Origin of the sequence: Streptomyces sp. NPDC006140, from assembly GCF_040628815.1 — a bacterium.
In the GTDB taxonomy this organism is placed as follows: domain Bacteria; phylum Actinomycetota; class Actinomycetes; order Streptomycetales; family Streptomycetaceae; genus Streptomyces.
The window spans coordinates 21869-47483 of sequence record NZ_JBEXTS010000003.1; the positions used below are offsets into that span (position 1 = coordinate 21869).

At 71.8% G+C, this 25615-nt stretch carries 19 protein-coding genes; 13 read left to right on the forward strand and 6 right to left on the reverse strand.

All coding sequences use genetic code 11. The annotated features are described in order from the left end of the window. Positions 1 to 73 precede the first annotated feature (73 nt). On the reverse strand, positions 74 to 2380 hold the full coding sequence (locus tag ABZ386_RS09595) for a beta-L-arabinofuranosidase domain-containing protein (RefSeq protein WP_358964480.1): 2307 nt from the start codon (positions 2378 to 2380) through the stop codon (positions 74 to 76). A 447-nt stretch (positions 2381 to 2827) separates the two neighbouring features. Here ABZ386_RS09595 and pcaC point away from each other — a divergent pair, with 447 nt between their 5' ends. Genes pcaC through ABZ386_RS09610 form a run of 3 tightly spaced genes read left to right on the forward strand, consistent with a single transcriptional unit; the run spans position 2828 to position 5639 of the window. Then, a complete protein-coding gene (gene pcaC, locus ABZ386_RS09600) occupies positions 2828 to 4135 on the forward strand; it encodes a 4-carboxymuconolactone decarboxylase (RefSeq protein ID WP_351343282.1) in 1308 nt (435 codons plus the stop codon). 35 nt (positions 4136 to 4170) lie between these two features. Next, complete coding sequence (locus tag ABZ386_RS09605) at positions 4171 to 4806, forward strand: MBL fold metallo-hydrolase (RefSeq protein ID WP_358964482.1); 636 nt, start codon at positions 4171 to 4173, stop codon at positions 4804 to 4806. A gap of 53 nt (positions 4807 to 4859) precedes the next feature. Beyond that, complete coding sequence (locus tag ABZ386_RS09610) at positions 4860 to 5639, forward strand: exodeoxyribonuclease III (RefSeq protein ID WP_114256274.1); 780 nt, start codon at positions 4860 to 4862, stop codon at positions 5637 to 5639. A gap of 10 nt (positions 5640 to 5649) precedes the next feature. Here the strand turns inward: ABZ386_RS09610 and ABZ386_RS09615 are convergent, their stop codons facing one another. Next, positions 5650 to 7377, reverse strand: a complete 1728-nt coding sequence (locus tag ABZ386_RS09615; protein ID WP_358964716.1) for an SGNH/GDSL hydrolase family protein — start codon at positions 7375 to 7377, stop codon at positions 5650 to 5652. 313 nt (positions 7378 to 7690) lie between these two features. Here ABZ386_RS09615 and ABZ386_RS09620 point away from each other — a divergent pair, with 313 nt between their 5' ends. Beyond that, positions 7691 to 8098: a DUF6278 family protein gene (locus tag ABZ386_RS09620; protein WP_351343277.1), complete on the forward strand. Its 408-nt coding sequence runs from the start codon at positions 7691 to 7693 to the stop codon at positions 8096 to 8098. Positions 8099 to 8238: 140 nt separating this feature from the next. After that, positions 8239 to 8982: an amino acid ABC transporter ATP-binding protein gene (locus tag ABZ386_RS09625; protein WP_351343275.1), complete on the forward strand. Its 744-nt coding sequence runs from the start codon at positions 8239 to 8241 to the stop codon at positions 8980 to 8982. Between the two features lie 222 nt (positions 8983 to 9204). On the opposite strand, the gene ABZ386_RS09630 is transcribed toward ABZ386_RS09625, so the two are convergent. Both ABZ386_RS09630 and ABZ386_RS09635 read right to left on the reverse strand, forming a co-directional pair. Beyond that, the gene (locus ABZ386_RS09630) at positions 9205 to 10773 is read right to left on the reverse strand and encodes a CocE/NonD family hydrolase (RefSeq protein WP_355723608.1); all 1569 of its coding nucleotides are present in this window, start codon (positions 10771 to 10773) and stop codon (positions 9205 to 9207) included. Between the two features lie 115 nt (positions 10774 to 10888). After that, entirely contained in the window at positions 10889 to 11644 is a 756-nt protein-coding gene (locus tag ABZ386_RS09635) for a hypothetical protein (RefSeq protein WP_351343271.1), read from the reverse strand. A 104-nt stretch (positions 11645 to 11748) separates the two neighbouring features. On the opposite strand from ABZ386_RS09635, the gene ggt reads away from it, so the two are divergent. Continuing rightward, entirely contained in the window at positions 11749 to 13548 is a 1800-nt protein-coding gene (gene ggt / locus ABZ386_RS09640; RefSeq protein ID WP_355723614.1) for a gamma-glutamyltransferase, read from the forward strand. 48 nt (positions 13549 to 13596) lie between these two features. On the opposite strand, the gene ABZ386_RS09645 is transcribed toward ggt, so the two are convergent. Continuing rightward, complete coding sequence (locus tag ABZ386_RS09645; protein WP_356503425.1) at positions 13597 to 16128, reverse strand: ATP-dependent Clp protease ATP-binding subunit; 2532 nt, start codon at positions 16126 to 16128, stop codon at positions 13597 to 13599. Between the two features lie 179 nt (positions 16129 to 16307). After that, positions 16308 to 17075: a type I methionyl aminopeptidase gene (gene map / locus ABZ386_RS09650; RefSeq protein ID WP_356503423.1), complete on the reverse strand. Its 768-nt coding sequence runs from the start codon at positions 17073 to 17075 to the stop codon at positions 16308 to 16310. A gap of 32 nt (positions 17076 to 17107) precedes the next feature. Here map and ABZ386_RS09655 point away from each other — a divergent pair, with 32 nt between their 5' ends. The 7 genes from ABZ386_RS09655 to hydA all read left to right on the forward strand — a co-directional run bounded on the left by ABZ386_RS09655 (position 17108) and on the right by hydA (position 25612). After that, a complete protein-coding gene (locus ABZ386_RS09655) occupies positions 17108 to 17359 on the forward strand; it encodes a helix-turn-helix transcriptional regulator (RefSeq protein ID WP_198678340.1) in 252 nt (83 codons plus the stop codon). A gap of 107 nt (positions 17360 to 17466) precedes the next feature. Then, positions 17467 to 19227, forward strand: coding sequence for a hypothetical protein (locus ABZ386_RS09660; RefSeq protein ID WP_358964484.1), 1761 nt, complete (start codon positions 17467 to 17469; stop codon positions 19225 to 19227). A 170-nt stretch (positions 19228 to 19397) separates the two neighbouring features. After that, entirely contained in the window at positions 19398 to 20240 is an 843-nt protein-coding gene (locus ABZ386_RS09665) for a nitrilase-related carbon-nitrogen hydrolase (protein ID WP_355722588.1), read from the forward strand. Beyond that, positions 20237 to 21523, forward strand: coding sequence for an aspartate aminotransferase family protein (locus ABZ386_RS09670; protein ID WP_351343260.1), 1287 nt, complete (start codon positions 20237 to 20239; stop codon positions 21521 to 21523). Before ABZ386_RS09665 ends, ABZ386_RS09670 begins: the two co-directional genes overlap by 4 nt. 27 nt (positions 21524 to 21550) lie before the next feature. Continuing rightward, positions 21551 to 23149, forward strand: a complete 1599-nt coding sequence (locus ABZ386_RS09675) for a PucR family transcriptional regulator (protein WP_351343258.1) — start codon at positions 21551 to 21553, stop codon at positions 23147 to 23149. A 155-nt stretch (positions 23150 to 23304) separates the two neighbouring features. Continuing rightward, complete coding sequence (locus ABZ386_RS09680; RefSeq protein ID WP_358964486.1) at positions 23305 to 24147, forward strand: nitrilase-related carbon-nitrogen hydrolase; 843 nt, start codon at positions 23305 to 23307, stop codon at positions 24145 to 24147. Positions 24148 to 24211: 64 nt separating this feature from the next. After that, positions 24212 to 25612 (forward strand): dihydropyrimidinase, encoded by a 1401-nt coding sequence (gene hydA / locus ABZ386_RS09685; RefSeq protein WP_351343254.1) that lies wholly within the window; start codon positions 24212 to 24214, stop codon positions 25610 to 25612. Positions 25613 to 25615 lie beyond the last annotated feature (3 nt).

Here is a 25615-nt window from a genome sequence, read left to right on the forward strand (position 1 = left end):
ATGCCGAACAAGGGTCGAGCTGTCGAGCAGACGGAAGGGCGGGGAGAGCGGCCGTCTGCTTCCGGGGCGGAGCTCAATTCCTCACGATGCGCCACCGGTTGTCGGCGGTGCCGTCGTCCGAACCCTGGACCGCGAACGCGCCGACAGCGGTGGAATCGTTCGCGATGGCGAGCAACTTGCCGCTGTGCTCGTTGCGGATCTTGTAGGTCCCGTCTCCCTGGTCGAGCAGTGTCCATCGGTGGTCGGCGGTGCCGTTGTCCGCCCACTGCAGGACGGTCGCGCCGTCTGTCGTGGACATGTTCAAGACGCCGAGCACCTTGCCGCTGTGGGCGTTGCGGAAACGAAACCCGCCCCCGTCGGCGATCATGTGCCAGTCGTGGTCGGCGGTGCCCGAGTCGTGCCACTGAAGAGCGCGGCCGCCGTCGGCCGTGGACATGTTCTGGATGCCCAGCACGAGGCCGCTGCCCACATTGGCGAGACGGACGGTGCCGCCGGCGTTCCAGTAGACGGTGTAGTTGTGGCCGTGCGCGTCGTGGAACGGGCCCAGGTCGACGGTGGAGCCGTTGGCGGTGGCGGTGAAGGCGAGTGACGTGCTGCTGGTCCGTCTGATCGAGGATGTGTTCAGCGAGGGGAGGGAGCTGAGCGTGGAGTCGCCGTAGTTGCCGGACAGGACCACCGGGCCGTAGGTGATCGCGGCGACGTTCGCGTTGTCGTTGGCCGCTCGGATGACGACCCGCATGGGCAGGCGGACGGTGACCGTGTCGCCGGAGGTCCAGGAGCGGGTCAGGGTGGCGTAGCTGCCGGGCGTGGTGGCGATGTCCTGCCGCGTGCCGTTGACGCTGACGGTGGCCCCGGCGGTCCAGCCCGGGATGCGCAAGCGCATCGCCCAGGTTCCGCTGACGTTGCCGGTGACCTGCAGGGTCGTGGTGTCGCTGACGGGGTATGCCGTGGTCTGGGTGACCGTGATCCCGCGCTCCGACCAGGTGAGCACCGAGGGCACGAACAGGTTCACGATCAGGGTGTCGTCACTGCGGTAGTAGATGGAGTCCATCAGCCTGGTGTGCATCTCCAGGCCCGTGCCCTGACAGCACCAGAACGTGCCGTAGTCGGTGCTCCAGGTGCCGCCGCCCCACGCGGGGCCCACGCCGCGTCGGCCTCCCGGGTTGAGCGGGGTGAAGTAGGTGACGTGGCCGTGGTCGCTCGCCGGGTTCTGCTGGCCGATCATGTGGTTCAGCCACGCCCGCTCGTAGTAGTCGAACAGCGCGGCCCGGTTCGGGTCCAGCGCGAACAACTCCCGCGTGAGAAGGAGCATGTTGAAGGTGTTGCAGCTCTCGCAGGTGTCCTTGTTCAGGTAGCCGGCGATGGCGTTCGGGGCGCGGAAGTGCTCCGCCTGGCTGTTGCCGCCGATGGCATAGGTGTGCGCGTTGACGGTGAAGTTCCAGGCGTTGGTGGCGATGTCCCGGTAGCGGGTGGTGCCGGTCGCTTTGTACTCCCGGGCGGCCCCGATCCACTTGGGTACCTGGGTGTTGGCGTGCAGTCCGCTGAGCCGGTCCTGGTTGGCCGCCAGCGGGTCGAACACCGCGGCGTGGTCGAACCGCCGGGCGACGGTGAGCCACCGCGCGTCGCCCGTCTGCTGGTAGAGATCGGTCAGTACGGCGTTCATGCCGCCGAACTCCGTTCCCAGCATGGCCTGCATCTGCTGGCCGCTCAGCCGGCCGGTGCGCAGGTCCACCCATCCCGCCAACGCGAGCAGCACGTCACGGGCTTGCGTGCTGCCGATGTGACGCCATACGTCCAGCAGGCCGGCGAGGGTCTTGTGGATGGTGTAGTACGGCACGTTGCCGTTGCTCAGGGTCCGCTGCTCAAGAGCGGTGAAGTCGGACTCGGGGTAGCCGGAGAGGTACCCGGCGTTGAAGCCGGCGGCGCTGTTGTTGGCCTGGCATTTGGCCAACTCGGCGACCATGTGGGTTGCCTTGTCCCGGCAGACGGTGTCCCCGGTCACGGCGTACAGCTGTGCCCACGCCGTGAGGAAGTGCCCTTGGACGTGGGTGCGGAAGGGGAAGTCCGGCGCGTCCCAACCGCCGTTCGGGGACGCGCCGTTGGTGGACAGCTTGTGGTTGGCGCGGAAGTTGTACAGCAGCCGGTCGACATCGACGAACCGCAGGTAGTTCCGCGTGCGGTTCTGGTTGTCCAGCCAGCGGCTCGCGGTGAGCCGGACCTGGTCGAGTGCGAAGGGGTGCGCGGAGACCCCGATGTCGACCCGTGCGGGAGGCACGGCCGCGCGGGCGGGGGACGCGCAGACTAAGGATCCGGTGGCAGAGGCGGCGGCGGTGGCCCCCACTGCTTGCAGCAGGCGCCGTCTGCTGAGGGAGGAAGACATCTTGAACCTTTCGGTGAGGGCAGAGTGACTGCCTGGTTCGTAGGTGCGTTCGCTCGCGACGACATCACGGCACTGCGTTGGTCCTGTTCGCTCCTGGCCCTTTCCACGGATACATGGGATGGATTAACTGGTACGGACGTTGCCTCTGTCTAGCCCTGCGACACGAAAGACTTCGCTACCTGCGGATGCGTATCCACGCCATGAGGCCCCTGACCTGCGGGGCGACACCGAGGACCGCACCGCCGCGGGCGGGTCCACGACGGGCACGGCAGGGGTTGGAGAGGTCACACCCAGGGGATGACCACCGTGAAGGGTTGTACGACTCCAGGCTCACCGAGCCCGCGGCGGCCCGGACTATGCCGCCCGAGAGGTCTTCAACCTGGTCAGACCGGTTTCCCGCAGCCCCGCCTCAGAGGGGCGTCTGTGATACGTGAGAGAGTCTGAAGCGTGAGCGAGACACCGTCGAACACCCTGCAATACCGCTTTGACGGGCCAGAAGAGGCTCCCGTCCTGATCTTGGGTCCCTCCCTGGGCACCACCTGGCACATGTGGGACCGCCAGGTCCCCGAGCTGACCAGGCAGTGGCGCGTCTTCCGGTTCGACCTGCCCGGCCACGGCGGCGCTCCCGCGTACCCGGCGGGCTCGGTCACCGATCTCACCACACGGCTGCTGACCACCCTCGAAGGGCTCGGCGTGCAGCGCTTCGGCTACGCCGGCTGCGCGCTCGGCGGTGCCGTCGGCATCGAGCTGGCCCTGCGCCACCCCGAGCGGCTCGCCTCCCTCGCGCTGATCGCCGCCTCGCCCCGCTTCGGCACGGCCGACGAGTTCCGCCAGAGAGGCGTGATCGTCCGCACGAACGGCCTCGACCCCATCGCCCGCACCGCGCCCGAGCGCTGGTTCACCGGCGGGTTCGCCGCCGCGCAGCCCGCGATCACCGAGTGGGCCGTGCAGATGGTCCGCACCACCGACCCCGGCTGCTACATCGCCTCCTGCGAGGCCCTCGCCTCCTTCGACGTCCGGGCCGAACTCGGGCGCGTCGGCGTGCCGACCCTGGTCCTCGTCGGCTCCGACGACCAGGTCACCGGCCCGGCCGAGGCCCGCACCCTGGTCGCGGGCATCCCGGACGCCCGCCTCGCCGTCGTCCCCGGCGCCTCCCACCTGGTGCCCGTCGAACAGCCCGCCGCGGTCACCGACCTCCTCGTACGGCACTTCTCCACCGCCTGGCAGCCCGCCTTCGAGACCTCCACCGGCCAGAACGCCCTGCCGGCCGCCGCCCTCAAGCCGGTCCTGTCCGCCGCCCCCGCGCAGCCCGTCCAGACCGGGCCCGTCGCCGAGATCGGCCCCGTCGCCGTACCGCCGCAGGCCCAGGGGCGGCCCGACCCGTACGACGCCGGCATCAAGGTCCGCCGCGAGGTGCTGGGCGACGCGCACGTCGACCGGGCGCTGGCACAGGCCGACGAGTTCTCCGGGGACTTCCAGGAGTTCATCACCCGCTACGCCTGGGGCGAGATCTGGGACCGGCCCGGCCTCGACCGGCGCACCCGCAGCTGCGTCACCCTCACCGCGCTGGTCGCCGGCGGCCACCTGGACGAGCTGGCCTTCCACACCCGGGCCGCCCTGCGCAACGGCCTCACCCCCGGCGAGATCAAGGAAGTCCTGCTCCAGGCGGCCGTCTACTGCGGCGTGCCCGCGGCGAACAGCGCGTTCAAGGTGGCCCAGCAGGTCATCCGCGAGGAGACCACGCCCCAGGAGTGAACCCGTCCCGCGGCTCCGGAGGCAGGATGGAGACCATGAAGCTCACGAAGAAGTCGCACGCCTGCGTCCGCCTCGAGAAGGACGGGCGGACGCTCGTCCTGGACCCCGGGGGATTCAGCGAGGAGGACGCCGCGCTCGGCGCGGACGCGATCCTCGTCACCCACGAGCACCCCGACCACTTCGACGAGTCCCGGCTGCGCGCCGCGATGGAGAACAACCCGGCCGCCGAGATCTGGACCCTGACGTCGGTCGCCGAGAAGATCTCGGCCGCCTTCCCGGGCCGCGTCCACACCGTCGGCCACGGCGACACCTTCACCGCCGCCGGTTTCGACGTCCAGGTCCACGGCGAACTCCACGCGGTGATCCACCCGGACATCCCGCGCATCACCAACGTCGGCTACCTCGTCGACGGCGGCAAGGTCTTCCACCCCGGCGACGCCCTCACCGTCCCCGACCACCCGGTCGAGACCCTGATGCTCCCCGTCATGGCCCCCTGGAGCAAGATCTCCGAGGTCATCGACTACGTCCGCGAGCTGAAGCCGCAGCGCGCCTACGACATCCACGACGCCCTCCTCACCGACCTGGCCCGCCCCATCTACGACCGCCAGATCGGGCAGCTCGGCGGCTCGGAACACCTGCGGCTGACGCCCGGGGACTCCGCCGAGCTCTGAGGCCCGCGGGGGAGCGGACCGCGTTGTCAGACCCTCCGGGTAGGTTGTGGGACATGCGCATCGCGACCTGGAACGTGAACTCGATCACCGCCCGCCTGCCGCGCCTCCTGGCCTGGCTGGAGAGCAGCGGCACGGACGTGCTGTGCCTCCAGGAGGCCAAGGTCGCCGAGGACCAGTTCCCGGCGGAGCAGCTGCGCGAGCTGGGCTACGAGTCGGCGGTCCACGCCACCGGCCGGTGGAACGGCGTGGCGGTGCTCTCCCGCGTCGGCATCGAGGACGTCGTCAAGGGCCTGCCCGGCGACCCCGGCTTCGACGGCTCGGTGGAGCCCCGCGCCATCTCGGCCACCTGCGGCCCGCTCCGCGTCTGGTCGGTCTACGTGCCGAACGGCCGTGAGGTGGACCACCCGCACTACGCCTACAAGCTCCAGTGGTTCGAGGCCCTCAAGGCGGCCGTCGCCGGTGACGCGGCGGGCAGCCGCCCCTTCGCGGTGATGGGCGACTACAACGTGGCGCCGACGGACGACGACGTCTTCGACCCCGCCTTCTTCGAGGGCTCCACCCACGTCACGCCCGCCGAGCGCGCCGCCCTCGCATCCCTGCGCGAGGCCGGGCTGTCGGACGTGGTCCCGCGGCCCCTCAAGTACGAGCACCCCTTCACGTACTGGGACTACCGCCAGCTCTGCTTCCCCAAGAACCGCGGCATGCGCATCGACCTGGTCTACGGCAACCAGCCGTTCGCGAAGGCCGTCAAGGACGCGTACGTGGACCGCGAGGAGCGCAAGGGCAAGGGCGCCTCGGACCACGCCCCGGTCGTGGTGGACCTGGACGTCTAGACGGCCACCCCTACGGCTTCAGCAGCCGCAGGTCCACCGAGTCCGCCAGGGCCGCCAGCCCCGCGTCGCCCGGATGCAGATGGTCCCCGCTGTCGTACGCGGGCAGCATCCGGGACGGCCGCTGCGGATCCCGCACGACCGCGTCGAAGTCGAGGACGCCGTCGAAGACCCCGCCGCCCCGGATCCACTCGTTCACCGCGACCCGCTCGGCGTCGACGGCGGCCGTGCACCGCGCCTCGCCCTCGCACGGCAGGATCGTCGCCGCGAGCATCCTCAGGCCCCGGGCGTGCCCGCGCGCCGCGATCTCCCGCAGCCCGACGATCACCTGCTGCGCGGAGGTGTCCCAGCGCAGGTCGTTGACGCCCTCGAAGACGACCGCCGTACGCGCCGACGGCTGCGCCAGGACGTCCCGGTCGAACCGGTGCAGGGCGCTCACCCCGGCGGTGTCCGTGGACACCCCGTCGCCGGGATAGCGGTCGCTGACCACCCGGTTGCCCGAGATCCCCTGGTTCAGCACGCCATAGCGCGGGACGGCGTTCTGCCGCAGCAGCCGGCCGGCCAGGACGTCCGGCCAGCGCCGGTTCGCGTCCACCGTGGACTTGTCGCCGTCGGTGATCGAGTCCCCGAGCAGCACCACGGACCCGGGCCCGCCGCCCACGTCGACCCCCGCGAGCAGCGGCCAGCTGCCGATCACCGAGGTGTACGCCCCCGCCGAGCCGTCCGCCGCGTGATCGCCGGGCTCGCTGAGGTACGACCGCTGCTGCGCGAGCCGGTGCACGGGCGCCGCCGGCACCGGGCCGGGCAGGTGGAAGCTCACCAGCAGGTCGGTGTCCGCGGGCACCGCGAAGCCGAGCGGATCGCTGTACGCCTGCGCCCCGGCCGGGATCTCCACGCCCGCCGCCCCGCCGAAGGACAACGGCACCGGGGCGCCCCGCGAGGCCGCGCCCGACGCCCGCACCGCCACCGTCGCGCTCCCGATCCGTACCGGCGCCGCCGCGAACGTGTTGTCGAACCGCACCCGCACCCGGGGCCCGCCGGCCGAGGTGTGCACCACCAGCCGCAGCGTCCGGTCCGTCCAGGGACCCACCGCGGCGTAACCGCCCGTGGCCGTCGTCCAGCTGCCCGTCCAGCCCTGCGTGGCGGTCCGTACCGACACCGCGAAGACGTGCAGTCCGGCCGCCCTCGGCAGCCGGACGGAGACGACCGCGCGTCCCGGCGCGAGCGGCACCGTCACGACGTACAGGCGGGCCCGCTCGGCGAGTTGCCCGCCGGGCGTGTTGATGTGCGGCAGGGCCACGGCCTTCGTGGCGAGCGGCCCGGTGCGCCAGTCCGGCGCCGTGAGCCGGTAGCCGGAGCGGGTGCCGTCGGCGTACCCGATCGTGCCCGCGCCGCCCACGTCCGTGCCGGCGGTGCCCGCCACCAGGAAGGCGAGGCCGTCACCGCGCCCCGTGACGCGGACGTCCTGCCCGGCGGCGCGGACGTTGTCCGGCTCGCCGGACTGCCGCTTCGGCCAGGTCAGCCGGGCGCCCTGGACGGTGAGGGTCCGGCCGGGCGTCCAGCCGGCGGCCGCGAGGTCACGCGCCGACAGGGAGGCGCCGGCCCCGTCGAAGTCCGCTTCGGCGGGCCGGCCGTCGTCGCTGACGGCGCTGTTGTCGAACAGCCGCTCCAGCGGCACCGGCGCGGCCGGTCCGCTCTCGGCGGCCCGCGCCGACACCGCCGGGACCAACGACCCGCACAGGGTCAGGACGACCAGGATCCCCCGGACACATCGGCGCACGGCCGACTCCTCCCGCTCATCGACACACGACGCGACACCACGAAAGCCAGGGACGGGACAGCAGACGTGGAACAGAAGACGTGGAACAGAAGACGTGGAACAGAAGATGTGGACAGAAGACGTAACGAAAGCCGAGACGCTGGACGCACGGTGAAGCTAGGGAGACAACAGGGACCCGTCAACGAGCCAGGCGCGAACTCGGCGTGAACTCGACCGTCACCGACGGCCCGCGCGCCTGTGGTGCGTACGGCGGTACGAATGACACGCTGGACGTATGAACATCCCTTTCCTGGGCAACCGGCGCCAGAAGGTGGGGTTCCCCGATCCGGCGGGCATCGCGGAACTCCTCGCCGAGTGCGAACTGCTCCGCTCCCAGGCGTCCCGGGAGGGTGTCCGGCTGGACGACTCGGCGGCCTCCCTGGAGGCGCTCGACCAGCTCGTCCCGCGCTGGCGGGACGACGAGGAGACCCTGACCTGGCTCGGCAACGACGCCGGGCTGTACCTGGGCACCGTCATCGTGCGTACCGTCCCGGGAGCCGCCTGGGAGATCCGGTCCGACGGGCAGCCCGTCGTACGGCTGGCCTCCGGCCGGGAGTTCGACGTCGTGGACTCGGGGCACGAATGGGCCGCGTACGGCGTGCCGGAGCTGTCGCAGCTGTACGCCGAGGTCGCGGAGACCTGAGCCCCGAGGCCGTAACCTTTGGCCCAAAGTCCGACGTAAATACGGCTAATGATCGAAAAGTGCGTGTCGCCCTACAACTTCGATCTTGCCTGGATACGTTGCGGCAACCACCACACAGCTGAGAGTGAGTAGGGCTGAGCATGGCCGTCGATCCGCTGATCGAGCTGCGTGACGTCAACAAGCACTTCGGGGAGCTGCATGTCCTGCGGGACATCAACCTCACTGTCGGCCGGGGGGAGGTGGTCGTGGTCATCGGCCCCTCGGGGTCGGGGAAGTCGACCCTGTGCCGGGCGATCAACCGGCTGGAGACCATCGAGTCCGGCCAGATCGTCCTCGACGGGCAGCCCCTGCCGGACGAGGGCAAGCCCCTGGCCCGGCTGCGCGCCGATGTCGGCATGGTCTTCCAGTCGTTCAACCTCTTCGCGCACAAGACGGTGCTGCAGAACGTCTCCCTGGGGCAGGTCAAGGTCCGCGGGCGCCGGAAGGAGGACGCCGACCGACGCTCCCGTGAACTCCTCGACCGGGTCGGCGTCGCCGACCAGGCGGACAAGTACCCGGCGCAGCTCTCCGGCGGTCAGCAGCAGCGTGTGGCCATCGCCCGCGCCCTGGCCATGGAGCCCAAGGCGATGCTCTTCGACGAGCCGACCTCGGCCCTCGACCCGGAGATGATCAACGAGGTGCTGGAGGTCATGCGGCAGCTCGCCCGCGACGGCATGACCATGATCGTGGTCACGCACGAGATGGGCTTCGCCCGCTCGGCCGCCAACCGCGTCGTCTTCATGGCCGACGGCCGGATCGTCGAGGACCGCACGCCCGACGAGTTCTTCACCAACCCCAGCAGCGACCGCGCCAAGGACTTCCTCTCCAAGATCCTCAAGCACTGAACGGGCGGGCACCGGACGGCTCGTCGCATCGGACCTCGACTACGATGTGCCCTTCATCCTTGTCGGAGAGGGGGCTTCGCCAGAGTCCGCCGATCCCGTCCGGGATGAGCTGACCGCCCGCCCGGTCCACGGGGCCTTCCCGTCGGGTGCGGCCCCCGAGGCCCGTACGGCCACGGGGGCGGCGGTTCACATCGGCCAGGCCCGTCCGGCGGCAGCCGGAGATCACTGCTCGCGCAGCGGCACCGACACGTACGACGGGTCGTTCGCCGGCGAGGAGAAGGTCAGCTGCGCGCCGGACGGGTTGTGCTCGATGTAGAGCGGGTCGACCGTGTCGACGACCAGGGCGAGGCGATGCCCGGCCGGGACGTCGTAGGCCGTGGAGTACAGCTCCAGGTCGACGCCGAACGGCTTCCCGGGGGTGCGCCCGTGGAAGGTGTACGGCGCGTGGGTGACCAGCTTGCCGAGGCCGAGCGGCCCCACGTCGTACAGGTAGGCGACGAGGGTGCCGCTCTCCTTGGTCGGGGTGAGGGTCGTGTGCAACCTGGTCGTCCCGCGCACCTGTTGGGCCGTGGCGTACTTCTCCGACTGCCACACGGCGGCCCAGCGGCGGGGGAGCAGCGGGATCGAGGCCATCGGGGGCAGCTGGGCCACCTGGTCGAGGATGCTGGACAGGAAGACGACCCCGCCGTCCGCGCCCGAGTTCACGTTCGCACGGATGGTCTTCGAGCCCGCGAGGGCGATCTTCCGGTCGTCCGCGCCGACCGACTTCCAGTCCGGGTAGCCCTCGTAGCCGCCCGCGGCGCGGGACTTGAGCCGGACCGGCTGCTCGTGATCGACGCCGTTGTCCTCGCCCCGCAGGTAGTGGTCGAACCAGCGCTCGGTGTCCTGCCAGACGTCGTTGGGCAGCCCGAACAGGCCGGTCAGCTCGGCGGTGGCGTGGTCGCCGGGCCGCAGCTCCAGCCGCTTGGGGCCGGTCAGCTTCTCGTAGAAGTCGGCGTACTGGTTGGGCGGGAAGACCGAGTCGCCCCAGGCGTTGGCGAGCATGATCGCCGCGCCGTTCTTGTTGATCTGGTCGACGTAGGTCGCAGCGGAACGTTTCTTCCCCCAGGCGATGAGCTCCGGCTCCTTCGCCAGGTTGGAGGCGTAGAAGTCGTCGAAGATCCGCCGGAGTTCGGCGCTCTGCCGGCCCGTCACCACGCTCGCGCCGTCCAGCAGGGCGGCCGCCTGGACGTGCTGGGTGCGTCCGGCGTAGATCGAGTCGATCAGATCGGCCCAGCCGCTCAGTGCGGCGACGGCCCTGACCCGCTTGTCGTGCGCGGCGGTGAGCAGGCTGATGCCGGCGCCGTAGGAGACGCCCGCCATGCCGACGCGCCCGGCGTCCGAGGGGGTGTGCGCGAGCGCCCAGTCGATGACCTTCGAGGCGTCGGCGACGTCGGGTGGGCCCGCCACTTCTATCTCGCCGCCGGACTGCCAGAAGCCGCGCACGTTGTACGTGACCACGACGTACCCGGAGTCGGCGAGTTTCTGGGCCTGGGCCAGGTACTCGACCTGGGGCAGGCCCCAGCTCGTGGGCATGACGAGCAGCGGGTAGCGGCGCGTGCCGTCGGAGCCGGCCGGGGTGACGACGTTGGCCTTGAGGACGGTGCCGCCCTCGCCGCTGATGTCGACGAAGCGGACGGGGTTCGGCGCCGCCTGGGCGGTGGGGGCGATTCCGAGGGCGGTGCCGGCGACCAGGGTCGCCGAGACGGCGCCTACGGCGGTGGTGCGCAGGGCCTTGCGGTGGGGTCCCACGGTCACTCCTCACTCGTGTCAGTGCAAAGTGACCGAACGGTAACCTCACCCCCTTACCAGGGGTAACCCGTCGGTAAGTTACGTGGCGGTAACGATCGTTGAGAAGTGGAGGAACTCAGGAGGCGCGGTGCGAAGTGCGTGGAGCCGCGGCGGCCGGCGCGGTCTGCGCCGCGCGCGTCACGTCGTCCACCAGCTCGACGACGTCCGGACCATAGGCCTGCGAGTTGATCACCTTGAGCAGCAGGACGAAAGAGCTGTTGCCGTACTTGCGGGCCAGCCGCTCGTGGTGGCGGGCGAGGTAGCGGGTGGTGGCCTGGTTGGTGATCGACGTCTGGCCACAGAAGAGGAACACCGGACGGGTGTTCTGGCTGCGCTCCGCGGTGAGCCGCGCGAGCAGCGCGTACTCCTCCCTGCCGTTCTCCACGCGGTACCGCTCGGAGCCCACCAGGAACGATCCCCGGTCCGGGCCCGGTTCGGCGTCGACGTTCACCCGCACGCCCGGCAGCAGGGAGGACAGATGGGCCGCCATCCGGCGGTTCGACGCCGGACCGCCCACGCAGAACTCGGTGCGCTCGCCGAAGCCCTGACGGGCCGTGTCGTGCGGGAGGATCTGGGCGTGGGCGTTGCAGTCCTTGATCAGCGCGGCCAGTTCGAGCAGCGCGAACACGTCGTAGCGCATCACCGCGAACTCCGGTCCGCCGGCGCCCCGGTTCACCACCAGCAGCGACTCGGAGTTGTCCGGCAGCCCGAAGAACGCCTGCTTGCGGCGCAGCCTGCGCCGCCACAGGTAGGTGCGGGCCACCCAGCCGAGCGCGGCGCTGATGCCCGCCGCTATCACGCCCAGGACGATGTTGCGCACGTCGTCATTCATGGGCGCGCATGGTAGCGGGCCGAGCGGACACGCGTTCGGCGCCTTCCTGACGAGGGCATGTCCATGAATTAAGCTGCGCGGACGGCCCTTGACTGGAGGTGCGGATGCGTCGCCCTGTCGCACGGAATCTGACGGTCCTGGCGGTTTCGGCCGCCGTGGTGGCTTCGGTGGGGGCCGCGGCGCCACCCGCCGCGCAGAGCCCCGGAGGTGGGAAGACCCCCCTGGCCGTCGGCTACGGCGGCGCCGTCTCCAGCGTCGATCCCGACGCCTCCGCCGCCGGGATCGAGGTCCTCAGGAAGGGCGGCAACGCCGTCGACGCGGCCGTCGCCACGGCCGCCGCGCTCGGCGTCACCGAGCCCTACTCCGCCGGCATCGGCGGAGGCGGCTACTTCGTCTACTACGACGCCAAGTCCCGCACGGTGCGCACCATCGACGGCCGCGAGACCGCCCCGCTGAGCGCCGACGAGAACCTGTTCGTCGAGAACGGCAAGCCCGTCCCCTTCGCCGAAGCCGTCAGCAGCGGCCTGAGCGTCGGCACGCCGGGCACGCCCGCCACCTGGCAGACGGCGCTCGACCGGTGGGGCAGCAAGCGGCTGGCCGGCGTCCTGAAGCCGGCCGAGCGACTCGCCCGCGACGGCTTCACCGTCGACGAGACGTTCCGCGCGCAGACCGCGTCCAACGAGGCCCGCTTCCGCTACTTCCCGGACACCGCGGACCTCTTCCTGCCGGGCGGACGGCTGCCGGTCGTGGGCTCCACCTTCAAGAACCCCGACCTCGCGCGCACCTACGCCGAGTTGGGACGCAAGGGCGTCGGGGCGCTCTACCACGGCCCGCTCGGACGGGACATCGTCGATACGGTCAACAAGCCGCCGGTCGACCCGGCTTCGGGCTGGAACGCCCGCCCGGGCGACCTGTCCGTGAAGGACCTGGCTGCGTACCGCACCAAGCTCCAGGCTCCGACCAGGACCTCCTACCGGGGCCTCGGCGTCTACTCCATGGCGCCCTCCTCCTCCGGGGGCACCACGGTCGGCGAGGCGCTCAACATCCTGGAGCGGACCGACCTGTCCAAGGCGAGCGAGGCGGAGTACCTGCACCGGTACATCGAGGCGAGCCGGATCGCGTTCGCCGACCGCGGCCGCTGGGTGGGCGACCCGGCCTTCGAGGACGTGCCGACGAAGGAGCTGCTGTCGCAGCGGTTCGCCGACTCGCGGGAGTGCCTCATCAAGGACGACGCGGTGCTCACCAGCCCCGTGGCGCCGGGGGATCCGCGCGACCCCAAGGCCTGCGACTCAGGGGGTACGGCCGCTCCCACCACGTACGAGGGCGACAGCACCACGCATCTGACCGTGGCCGACAAGTGGGGGAACGTCGTTTCCTACACCCTCACCATCGAGCAGACCGGTGGCAGCGGGATCACCGTGCCCGGGCGGGGGTTCATCCTCAACAACGAGTTGACGGACTTCTCCTTCACGCCGGCGAACCCGGCCGTGCACGACCCGAACCTGCCGGGACCGGGGAAGCGGCCGCGGTCCTCGATGTCGCCGACGATCGTCCTCGACCGGCAGGACAGGCCCGTGGTGGCGCTGGGGTCGCCGGGCGGGGCGACGATCATCACGACCGTGCTGCAGACGCTCACGGGGTTCCTGGACCGGGGGCTGCCGCTCGTCGACGCGATCGCGGCGCCCCGGGCCAGTCAGCGGAATGCCGCGCAGACGGAGCTGGAGCCGGGCCTCGACGCCCAGGTGAGGAAGCGGCTCGAGGCGATCGGGCACTCGTTCAAGGCCAACCCGGAGATCGGGGCGGCCACGGGTGTTCAGCGGCTGCCCGGGGGGAAGTGGCTTGCAGCCGCTGAGACCGTGCGGCGCGGTGGGGGGTCGGCGATGGTGGTGCGGCCTGTGCGTTGAGGGGCACGTGCGGGCGGGCGGGGGCTGGTCGCGCAGTTCCCCGCGCCCCTATCGGGGCGCAGCACTCTGCGTCTCAAACACCAGGCGGTCGTCCTCCACCGTCACCGTCACCCGGCCGCCCTGCTCGACCCTGCCGTCCAGCAGCAGGCGTGACAGTTCGTTGTCCACCTCGCGCTGGATCGTGCGGCGGAGCGGGCGGGCGCCGTACTCCGGCTGGTAGCCGCGGTCGGCCAGCCAGTCCACCGCGCGGTCGGTGAACGTCACCGTGATGCCCTTGTCCTGGACGAGGGAGCGGGTGCGGTCCAGCAGCAGGTTGGTGATCTGCCGCAGCTGTTCCGTGGAGAGCTGGCGGAAGACGACGATCTCGTCGATACGGTTGAGGAACTCGGGGCGGAAGTGCTCGCGCAGGGGCCGCAGGATCTGCTCCCGGCGGGCCTCCTCGTCCGCGTCGGCGCCGCCCGACGCGAAGCCCACGGAGGCGCCGCGGCGGGTGATCGCCTCCGAGCCGAGGTTGCTGGTCATGACGATGACCGTGTTGGTGAAGTCCACCGTCCGGCCCTGCGAGTCGGTCAGCCGGCCGTCGTCGAGGACCTGGAGCAGGATGTTGAAGACGTCCGGGTGGGCCTTCTCCACCTCGTCCAGCAGCAGCAGCGAGTAGGGGTGGCGGCGGACGACCTCGGTGAGCTGGCCCGCCTCCTCGTGGCCGACGTAGCCGGGCGGGGCGCCGACCAGGCGGCTGACGGTGTGCCGCTCCTGGTACTCGCTCATGTCGAGGCGGACCATGCGGTCCTCGCTGCCGAACAGGGCCTCGGCGAGCGCCCGGGCCAGCTCGGTCTTGCCGACGCCCGTCGGGCCGAGGAACAGGAAGCTGCCGATCGGCCGGTCCGGGCTCGCGAGCCCGGCGCGGGAGCGCAGCACCGCGTCGGAGACGACCCGTACGGCCTCGTCCTGGCCGATCACCCGCTGGTGCAGATGCTCCTCCAGGCCCAGCAGGCGGTCCTTCTCCTCCTGGGTGAGGCTGCTGACCGGGATGCCCGTCTGCCGCGACACGACCTCCGCGATCGCCTCGGCCCCGACAACCAGGTCCTGGCCCTCGTCGACCTCGCCGTCGCCACCGGCCTCGGTGATCCGCTGCTTCAGCTCCATGATCCGGTCGCGCAACTGGGTGGCCTGCTCGTACTGTTCGTCCGCGACCGCCTGGTCCTTGTCCCGGGTCAGCTGCTCCAGCTCCCGCTCCATGGCCCGCACGTCCGTGCCCTTGGTCCGGGCCCGCAGCCGCACCCGGGCACCGGCCTGGTCGATCAGGTCGATCGCCTTGTCGGGCAGCCGGCGGTCGGTGAGGTAGCGGTCGGACAGCTCCACCGCGGCGACCAGCGCCTCGTCGGTGTAGCGGACCTGGTGGTGGGCCTCGTAGCGGTCCTGGAGGCCGCGCAGGATCTCGATCGCGTCGGCGGGGGTCGGCTCGGGCACCATGATCGGCTGGAAGCGGCGGGCCAGCGCCGCGTCCTTCTCGATGCGGCGGTACTCCTCCAGCGTGGTGGCGCCCACGATGTGCAGCTCGCCCCGGGCGAGGGCCGGCTTGAGGATGTTGCCGGCGTCCATCGAGCCGCCCTCACCGCCACCGGCACCGGCGCCCACGACCGTGTGCAGCTCGTCGATGAAGATGATGAGCTGGTCGGAGTGGGCGCGGATCTCGCTGACGATGTTGTTCATCCGCTCCTCGAAGTCACCCCGGTAGCGGGTGCCCGCGACCACGCCCGTCAGGTCCAGGGCGACCACGCGGCGCCCGATCAGCACGTCCGGCACGTCCGCCTCGGAGATACGCTGCGCCAGCCCCTCCACGATGGCGGTCTTGCCGACGCCGGCGTCACCGATCAGCACGGGGTTGTTCTTGCCGCGGCGGGAGAGGACCTCGACGGTCTGCTCGATCTCCTGGTCCCGGCCGATCACCGGGTCGATCCGGCCGTGCCGGGCCAGCTCGGTGAGGTCGCGGCCGTACTTGTCGAGGGTCGGCGTGTTCGTCGGACGCGGCCGCTCGGCCTGGGGTGCCTCGGGCGCCTCGGGCGGCTCGGAGGGGGCGAAGCGGGCCGCGTTCAGGATGTGTCCGGCCGCCGAGTCGGGGTTCGAGGCCAGGGCGCTGAGCACGTGCTCCGGGCCGATGTAGCCGTAGCCGCGGGCCCGCGCCATGTCGTGCGCGTCCAGCAGGGCCCGCTTGGCCGCCGGGGTGAGGGAGAGCGCGGTCGGCGGCGGTGCGTCGTTCGGGCTGTGCTGGGCCGGGCCCGACCGCTCGTCGATCTGCGACGCCAGCGAGTCCGGGTTCGCGCCGGCCTTGCTGAGCAGGGTCCGGGTGGGTTCGGTGGCGAGCGCCGCCCGCAGCAGGTGTTGCGTGTCGAGGTCGCGGCTGCCGTGCTCGGCGGCGTACTGGGCGGCGCCGCGGACGAGCTCCCGGGCCGGCTGGCTGAGCAGCCGGCCGAGGTCGATCTGCCGGGGACCCGGACGCGGTCCGCCGAAGAAGCGTGCGAGGAATTCTCCGAAGGGATCCGAGCCGTAGCCCTCCGGGCTGCTGAAGCCGCTGCTCATGGGCCTTCCGTTCCCGGCGTCCCCGGCGCGCGGGCGGGGGACGCCCTCGCTGGTCGACGTGCCGGGGTCGGGTAACCCGGGTGGCAGCCCGTTACACCTGGGGCGCGCTCGTAGAACACCTTCGCACGATCGCCGACAAGGGGCACCTTCGGGACATGTCCGGGTGAACCGGTCGGATGTCAGCGCGCGGTCAGGATCCTCGGACCCGCGTCCGTGATCGCCACCGTGTGCTCGGCGTGGGCCGCGCGGGAGCCGTCGTTCGTCTTCAGGGTCCAGCCGTCGGGGGCCGCGTGGTAGTCGTCCGTGCCGCCCGCGATGACCATGGGCTCGATCGCCAGCACCATGCCGTGCCGCAGGCGCATGCCACGCCCCGGCCGGCCCTCGTTCGGCACGCCGGGGTCCTCGTGCATCCGGCGGCCGATGCCGTGGCCGCCGAAGCCGTCGGGGATGCCGTAGCCCGCGCCGCGGCAGACCGTGCCGATCGCGTGGGCGATGTCGCCGATGCGGTTGCCGACGACGGCCGCCTCGATGCCGGCCGCGAGGGCGCGCTCGGCGGTCTCGATCAGGCGCAGGTCGGCCTCGCGCGGAGTGCCGACGATGAAGCTGAGCGCGGAGTCGCCGACCCAGCCGCCCAGCTCGGCGCCGAAGTCGATCGACACGAGGTCGCCGTCGCGCAGGCGGTAGCGGGTCGGGATGCCGTGCACGATCGCGTCGTTCACCGAGACGCAGAGGACGGCGGGGAACGGGGTCGGCGCGAAGGAGGGCCGGTACCCGAGGAACGGCGAGGTCGCGCCCGCCTCGCGCAGCACGTCGTGTGCCACCTCGTCCAGTTCCAGCAGGGAGACGCCCACGCCGGCGGCCTTCCGCGCGGCCGTCAGCGCACGGGCGACGACCTGCCCCGCCTCGTACATGGCATCGATCGATGTGTCCGTCTTCAGCTCCACCATGCCAATTACTATACCGGTATTAGAATGGGGGCATGGTGCGCACCCCTCTCACCCCCGAAGAGCGCGAACGCGGCGAGCGGCTGGGCAAGCTGCTGCGTGAGGCGCGTGGCGACCGGAGCATGGCCGAGATCGCGGCGAGCGCGGGCATCTCCGCCGAGACCCTCCGCAAGATCGAGACCGGGCGGGCCCCGACCCCGGCCTTCTTCACGGTGGCCGCGCTGGCCGGCGTGCTCGGGCTGTCCATGGACGAACTGGCGGGGCGGTGTGTCCTCGTGCCGCTCTGAGGCTGCTGAGGCTCCTGCGTCCCGTGTGAAAACTGCCCGTAGCACCGCTGTAACACGACTGGTGTTGCCTACGGGGCGGAGTGCTCCGGTCTGGCGGGAGTTGAGCGATGGCAGCGGATCAACTCCCAGCCGAGGTGCGGGAGTTCGCGAACTACCTGGACGGTCTGCTGGCACGTCTCGATCCGTCCGGCGGCTGGTGCGCCGTGTTCTGGCAGCGTGACCCCGAGGGGATGCGGGCCTGCCTCGACGGGCGCGAGATGCCGCCCTGGGACGTGGTGGATGCGCTGCTGCGGGACCTCGCCGGGCAGTACGGCCCCGGGGGCGCCGGGCCGGAGACGGAACGCGCCCGCTCGCTGCATGCCGCCGCGCTGGCCGCGTTCGACAGCCGGCCCGGGGGCCGGGACGCGCTCGGGGACCTGCTGGACGTCATGCTCCGCGAGCAGCGGTTCGCCGCCGAACGCCAGGCCGGCCTGGCCCGGCAACTGGCCTCCGCCACCACTCGCGAGCAGGCCGACGCCCTCCGGGTGGACCTCGCGTGGGCCCGAGACGACCACGAACGCGCGACCGCCCGCTGCGCGGAACTCAGGGCGCGGATGGCATACCTGGACCGGCAGCCGCCCGGGTCGAGCCCGCTGCCGACCCCCCGGCGCGGCGACCACCGCGAAGCGGACCCCTGGCCGCGGACCGACGGTGGCGGACCGGAGGCCGCGGGGTGGGCGCGGGGTGGTGAAACAGCAGGTGATACGCGCGGGTACGGCAGCGGGCCGGTGGCCCCGGGCGGGCCGGAGACGGGTGGCGCGGCCGCCGGCGGTGAGCACGGTTCCCTGCGGGGCGGGAATGCTTGGGAAGCCGTGCGCGGGTACGGCAGCGGGCCGGCGGTCCCGGGCGGGCCGGAGACAGGTGGCGCGGCCTCCGGCGAGCGCGGTTCCCCCCGGGGCGGGGGCCCTCGGGAAGCCGTCGCCCAGGGCAGCGCCCATGCCCTCACGGATTCGGGCCCTGCCTCGGAGACGCTCGTCAGGCCCTCGGCGTTTCCCGAGTCGGCCCCCGTCGCTCCGCAGACCCTTGTCGCCCCCGAACCCCCTGCCCCCCACCCCTCCGCCTCCAAGCAACGCAAGCGGCGGCGCGGCAGTGCTCGCTTCGCGGGGATGGGGGAGGAGGACGCCGCGCCCGTCGTCGTGCCGCCCACCGACGTGCCCGCGGCCACCGTGCCCGCGCCCGTCGCCGGCCGCACCCCGCGCGGCGCGCGCTTCGCCGGGGCCGCCCAGGAGGCCGTCGGGGAGCGCGCGGCACCGGAGGCAGGCCAGGCAGGTGCGGCCAGCCCGGCCGGTGCGGTCGGCCCGGCGGACTGGACCGAGGTCGCGCGGGCCGTCGAGACGCTGGCGCGGCTCCGCGGGGAGGGGCGCAGCGGGGAGGCGCACGCACTGCTGGTCGAGGCCGCGTACTGGGCCCCCGCCCGGCTCCCGCTGCTCGCCCGCGAACTCGAACGCGCCGGACTCGGAGCGGACTGGCAGACCCTGCTCTGGGAGGCCGCCTCGCTGCCCGCAGGACGCCTGGTCGCGGCCGCTGACGCCCTGGCCGCGGCCGGGCGCGAGGGCGACGGGCAGCAGATGCTGCGCCAAGGGGTCTCCCGGCCCCCGGGCGAGGTCGGGGAGGCCGTCCTCGGGCTGGTCGCCGAGGGCCGCCGCCGTGAGGTGCGCGCACTGCTCGACGCGTACGTACGGACCCGGACCCCCGAGGAGGCCGCCCGCAGCGCCGAGCCCGATCCGCGGCGCCTGGTGCCGCTGCTGCTGGAGGCCGCCCAGGGCGTTTCGGACGAGCGCCGCTGGGATCTGCTGCACGCGCTCCGGGTCGCCGGACACGCCGTCTGACCGGCGCCGACGTGCCCCCGGCGACTCACCCACAGGAGTGCGAATCGCGCCCGGCCCCGCGGGTTGGCGACGATGGTCTTGGCAAGCCCGTGCCGGAGGCTTACGTTCGTGGCTCTACGGCCCGCTTCTACGGGCGTAGAGGCGCAGACGTCGCGTCGAAGGAGCAGCTCATGGCCAACGTCGTACGTGCCGCTCTGGTCCAGGCCGCCTGGACCGGCGACACCGAGTCCATGGTGGCGAAACACGAGGAGCACGCCCGCGAGGCGGCCCGCCGGGGCGCGAAGATCATCGGCTTCCAGGAAGTCTTCAACAGCCCCTACTTCTGCCAGGTCGAGGAGCCGGAGCACTACCGCTGGGCCGAGCCCGTCCCCGACGGACCGACCGTGCGGCGCATGCGGGCCCTCGCCAGCGAGACCGGCATGGTGATCGTCGCACCGGTGTTCGAGGCCGAGCAGCCCGGCTTCTACTACAACACCGCGGCCGTGATCGACGCCGACGGCACCTACCTCGGCAAGTACCGCAAGCACCACATCCCGCAGCTGAAGGGTTTCCGCGAGAAGTACTACTTCAAGCCGGGCAACCTCGGCTGGCCCGTCTTCGACACGGCCGTCGGCAAGGTCGGCGTCTACATCTGCTACGACCGCCACTTCCCGGAGGGCTGGCGGGAGCTGGGCCTGGCCGGGGCCCAGCTGGTCTACAACCCCTCCGCCACGCACCGGAGCCTGTCGTCCCACCTGTGGCGGCTGGAGCAGCCCGCGGCCGCCGTCGCCAACGCGTACTACATCGCCGCGATCAACCGCGTCGGGCAGGAGGAGTACGGCGACAACGACTTCTACGGGACGAGCTACTTCGTCGACCCGCGCGGGCAGTTCGTGGGGGACGTCGCCAGCGACAGCAAGGAGGAACTCGTGGTCCGGGACCTGGATCTCGACCTCATCGAAGAAGTGCGGCAGCAGTGGGCCTTCTACCGCGACCGCCGCCCCGACGCCTACGAAGGGCTGGTGCAGCCGTGACCGACGACCTCCTGGGCCGCCACCGGGCGGTACTCCCCGACTGGCTCGCCCTCTACTACGAGGAGCCGATCGAGATCACCCACGGCGAGGGCCGCCACGTCTGGGACGCCGAGGGCAACCGGTACCTCGACTTCTTCGGCGGCATCCTCACCACGATGACCGCGCACGCCCTGCCCGAGGTGACCAAGGCGGTGAGCGAGCAGGCCGGGCGGATCATCCACTCCTCGACCCTGTACCTCAACCGCCCGATGGTCGAACTCGCCGAACGGGTCGCCCAGTTGAGCGGCATCCCGGACGCCCGGGTCTTCTTCACCACCTCCGGCACCGAGGCCAACGACACCGCCCTGCTGCTGGCGACGGCGTACCGGCGCAGCAACACGATCCTGGCGATGCGCAACAGCTACCACGGCCGCTCCTTCAGCTCCGTCGGCATCACCGGCAACCGCGGCTGGTCCCCGACCTCGCTCTCCCCGCTGCAGACGCTGTACGTGCACGGCGGCGTCCGCACCCGCGGCCCGTACGCCTCGCTGAGCGACGACGACTTCATCGCCGCCTGCGTCGACGACCTGGTCGACCTGCTCGGCCACACCCGCCCCCCGGCCGCGCTGATCGCCGAGCCCATCCAGGGCGTCGGCGGCTTCACCTCCCCGCCGGACGGGCTCTACGCCGCCTTCCGCGAGGTGCTGCACGAGCGCGGCATCCTGTGGATCGCCGACGAGGTGCAGACCGGCTGGGGCCGCACCGGCGAGCACTTCTGGGGCTGGCAGGCCCACGGGCAGAACGGGCCGCCGGACATCATGACCTTCGCCAAGGGCATCGGCAACGGCATGTCCATCGGCGGGGTCGTCGCCCGCTCCGAGATCATGAACTGCCTGGACTCCAACAGCATCTCCACCTTCGGCGGCACCCAGATCACCATGGCGGCGGGCCTCGCCAACCTCAACTACCTGCTGGAACACGACCTCCAGGGCAACGCCCGGCGCGTCGGCGGCCTGCTCATCGAGCGGCTGCGGGCCGCCGCCGCCCCGGTCCCGGCCGTCCGCGAGGTCCGCGGGCGCGGCCTGATGATCGGCATCGAGATCACCAAACCCGGTACGGACGAGGCCGACCCGCAGACCGCGGCGGCCGTCCTGGAGGCGGCCCGCGCGGGCGGACTGCTGATCGGTAAGGGCGGCGGCCACAACACCAGCTCGCTGCGGGTCGCCCCGCCGCTGTCCCTCAACGTCGCGGAGGCCGAGGAGGGCGCCGCGATCCTCGAGAACGCTCTGAGGAGCATCCAGTAGCAGTGGACTGAACAAGGGAACCGTCACATGACCACCACCTGGGACGCCCTGGAACCGGCCCTGTCGGTGCGGCAGGTCCTCACCCTGGAGCGGGTGCTCGCCGGGGAGCCCGAGGTGGTGGCCGGCGCGAGCCACCTCGACCGGCCCGTCCGGTGGGTGCACGTCGCCGAGGCCGCCGACGTCGGCGTCATGCTCAGCGGCGGCGAGATGGTCCTCACCACCGGCGTGCTGCTCGCCGGGGACGAGGACAAGCAGGCCGAGTACGTCCGCTCGCTGCACCGCGCCGAGGCGGCGGCGGTCGTCCTCGGGCTCGGCCGGGCCTTCCCCTCCCCGCCGGACGTGATGCGCCGGGCCGCCGAGCGGTGCGGGCTGCCGATGGTGGTGCTGCACCGGCCGTTCCCCTTCGCCGAACTGACCGAGGAGGTCCAGTCCCGGCTGGTGCGGCGCAAGTTCGCCGCCGTCAGCCTCTCCGAGGCCGTCCGCACCGAACTCACCGCCCTCATCACCGCGGGCGCCCCGCTGCAGCGCCTGCTCGACGAGGTCGCCCGGCACAGCGCCTGCCCGGTCGTCGTCACCAACCTCGCCCACCGCGTCCTCGGCACGGCGGGGGAGCGGCCCGCGGTCGACGACGTGCTGCGCGACTGGGAGCGCATCGCCCGGCAGGCATGGGGGCACCGCCCAGGCCTTTCAGGCACTGGGGGAGGCACCGAGGGCGACGGCTGGATCCGGGCCGAACTGGGCGGACGCGGGGAGCGCTGGGGCCGGATCGTGCTGTGCGGCTACCGCGGCGACACCGCCACCGGACGGCTGCTGGCCGACCGCGCCGCCGAGGCCCTCGTCCTGCACCGCATGCTCGGCGGCGGCGCCGCCTGCTCCTGGGAGGAGCAGTCCGCGCAGAGCCTGCTGACCGACCTGGTCAGCGGTGTCGTACCGGCGCGGCAACTGCTGCCCCGGGCCCGGGCGGCCGGGCTTCCGGTCAACCGGCGGACGTTCGTCCCCCTGGTCGTCCGCGACGGCGACCCCCCGCGGCTGGAACGGCTGCTGCGGCTGCTGGGCCTGTCCGGGCTGGTCGCCGAGCTGGCCGACGGGGCCACCGCCGTGCTGCTCAGCCTCCCCCGCGACCAGGACGCGGACGCCCTCGCCGCGCACTTCGCGACCCGGCTGCGCACGGAGTCCGGCCGGGACCGCACGGTCGTCGCGGCGGCCGACCCCCGGGCCGCCTGGGACGACGTCCCCACCGGCCTGCGCGAGGCCCAGCACGTCGCGGACGCCGTCGCCGACTCCTCCGCCGCCCTCGCCCTCCCGCCGGTCGTCCGCCTCAAGGACGTCCACCTGCGGGGCCTGATCCGCCTGCTGCGCGACGACCCGCACGTGCAGTCCTTCGCGGAGCGGGAACTGGACGGGCTGCTGCGCGAGGCGGACGAGGACCTGCTGTCCGTGCTGCGCACCTACCTCGCCACCGGCCGCAACAAGTCCCGCACCGCCCAGCTCCACCACGTCTCCCGGCCGGCCCTCTACCGCCGCCTGGAGGCGATACAGGTCCGCCTCGGGGTGGACCTGGACGACTTCGAGCAGGCCGCCTCGGTGCACATCGCGCTCCTCGCGCACGACGCGCAACAGCAGTGAAACACGGAACCACCTGGGAAAACGGCGGTGAAACATGGGCCCACGCGAGAGTGACACGGTGGCACGCCGCACGCCCCGGGACGTGACACGGTGCAACTCAAAGAGGACGTCCCGGCTTCCTAGGCTCACGGCACACCGAGCGACCGGAGGTCCCGATGAGCCGAGTGATCCGTGCCGCCGTCTTCCAGACCGCCTGGACCGGCGACAAGGAATCGATGATCCAGGTCCACGAGCAGGCGGCCCGCGACGCCGCCGCGCAGGGCGCCCAAGTCCTCTGCTTCCAGGAGCTGTTCTACGGCCCGTACTTCTGCCAGGTGCAGGACCCGGCCTTCTACGAGTACGCCGAGCAGATCCCCGAGGGCCCCATCGTCCGCCGCTTCCAGGCCCTGGCGAAGGAACTGCGCCTCGTCCTCGTGCTGCCGATGTACGAGGAGGAGCAGCCCGGCGTCCTCTACAACACCGCCGCCGTGATCGACGCGGACGGCTCCTACCTCGGCAAGTACCGCAAGACGCACATCCCCCAGGTGAAGGGCTTCTGGGAGAAGTTCTACTTCCGGCCCGGCAACTCCGGCTGGCCCGTCTTCGACACCGCTGTCGGCAAGGTCGGCGTCTACATCTGCTACGACCGCCACTTCCCCGAGGGCTGGCGCGCCCTCGGCCTCGCGGGCGCCGAGATCGTCTTCAACCCCTCGGCCACCTCCCGGGGCCTGTCCGGCTACCTCTGGCAGCTGGAACAGCCGGCGGCGGCCGTCGCCAACGAGTACTTCATCGGCGCGATCAACCGGGTCGGCGTCGAGGAGTACGGCGACAACGACTTCTACGGCACGTCGTACTTCGTGGACCCGGAGGCCCAGTTCGTCGGCGAGGTGGCGAGCGACAAGGAGCCGGAACTGGTCGTCCGCGACCTGGACATGGCGAAGCTCCGAGAGGTCCGCGACCGCTGGCAGTTCTACCGGGACCGGGCGCCTGGAACGTACGGTCCGCTGACCGACCTCTAGGGGCGCGGGGAACTGCGCGACCAGCCACGTACAACCGTCACGTGCACACCGTGAGGAGCGACCGATGAGCCGTACAGTCATTCGCGGCGGCCTGGTGATCACCGCATCCGACGAGATCCACGCCGACGTCCTGATCGAGGACGGCCGCATCGCCGCCCTCGCCGCCACCGGCACACCCGCCGCCGGCACCTTCACCGCCGACCGGGTCATCGACGCCACAGGAAAGTACGTCATCCCCGGCGGCGTCGACGCCCACACCCACATGGAGCTTCCCTTCGGCGGCACCTTCGCCTCCGACACCTTCGAGACCGGCACCCGCGCCGCCGCCTGGGGCGGCACGACCACGATCATCGACTTCGCCGTACAGAGCGTCGGACACAGCCTGCGCGAGGGCCTCGACGCCTGGCACGCCAAGGCCGAGGGCAACTGCTCGATCGACTACGGCTTCCACATGATCGTCTCCGACGTCAACGAGGACACGCTCAAGGAGATGGACCTGCTGGTCGAGGAGGGCGTCACCTCCTTCAAGCAGTTCATGGCCTACCCGGGCGTCTTCTACAGCGACGACGGCCAGATCCTGCGCGCCATGCAGCGCTCCGCCGACAACGGCGGCCTGATCATGATGCACGCCGAGAACGGCATCGCCATCGACGTCCTGGTCGAACAGGCCCTGGCCCGCGGCGAGACCGACCCGCGCTACCACGGCGAGGTCCGCAAGGCCCTGCTGGAGGCCGAGGCCACCCACCGCGCCATCCGGCTCGCCCAGGTCGCCGGCGCGCCCCTGTACGTCGTGCACGTCTCGGCGATGGAGGCGGTCGCCGAACTGGCCCGGGCCCGCGACGACGGGCTGAACGTCTTCGGCGAGACCTGCCCGCAGTACCTGTTCCTGTCCACCGACAACCTCGCCGAGCCCGACTTCGAGGGCGCGAAGTACGTGTGCAGCACCCCGCTCAGGCCCCGCGAACACCAGGCCAAGCTGTGGCAGGGGCTCCGGACGAACGACCTCCAGGTCGTCTCCACCGACCACTGCCCGTTCTGCTTCACCGGCCAGAAGGAACTCGGCCGCGGCGACTTCTCGAAGATCCCCAACGGCCTGCCGGGCGTCGAGAACCGCATGGACCTGCTCCACCAGGCCGTCCTCGACGGGCACATCTCCCGCCGCCGCTGGATCGAGATCGCCTGCGCCACCCCGGCCCGGATGTTCGGCCTGTACCCGAAGAAGGGCACCATCGCGCCCGGCGCCGACGCCGACGTGGTGATCTACGACCCGCACGCCGAGCAGGTCATGTCGGCCGAGACCCACCACATGAACGTCGACTACTCGGCGTACGAGGGCAAGCGCGTCACCGGCCGCGTCGAGACCGTGCTCTCGCGCGGCGTACCGGTCATCACCGAGCGGGAGTACACCGGGCGCCCGGGTCACGGCGTCTTCGCCCCGCGCTCCACCTGTCAGTACCTGAACTAGGGA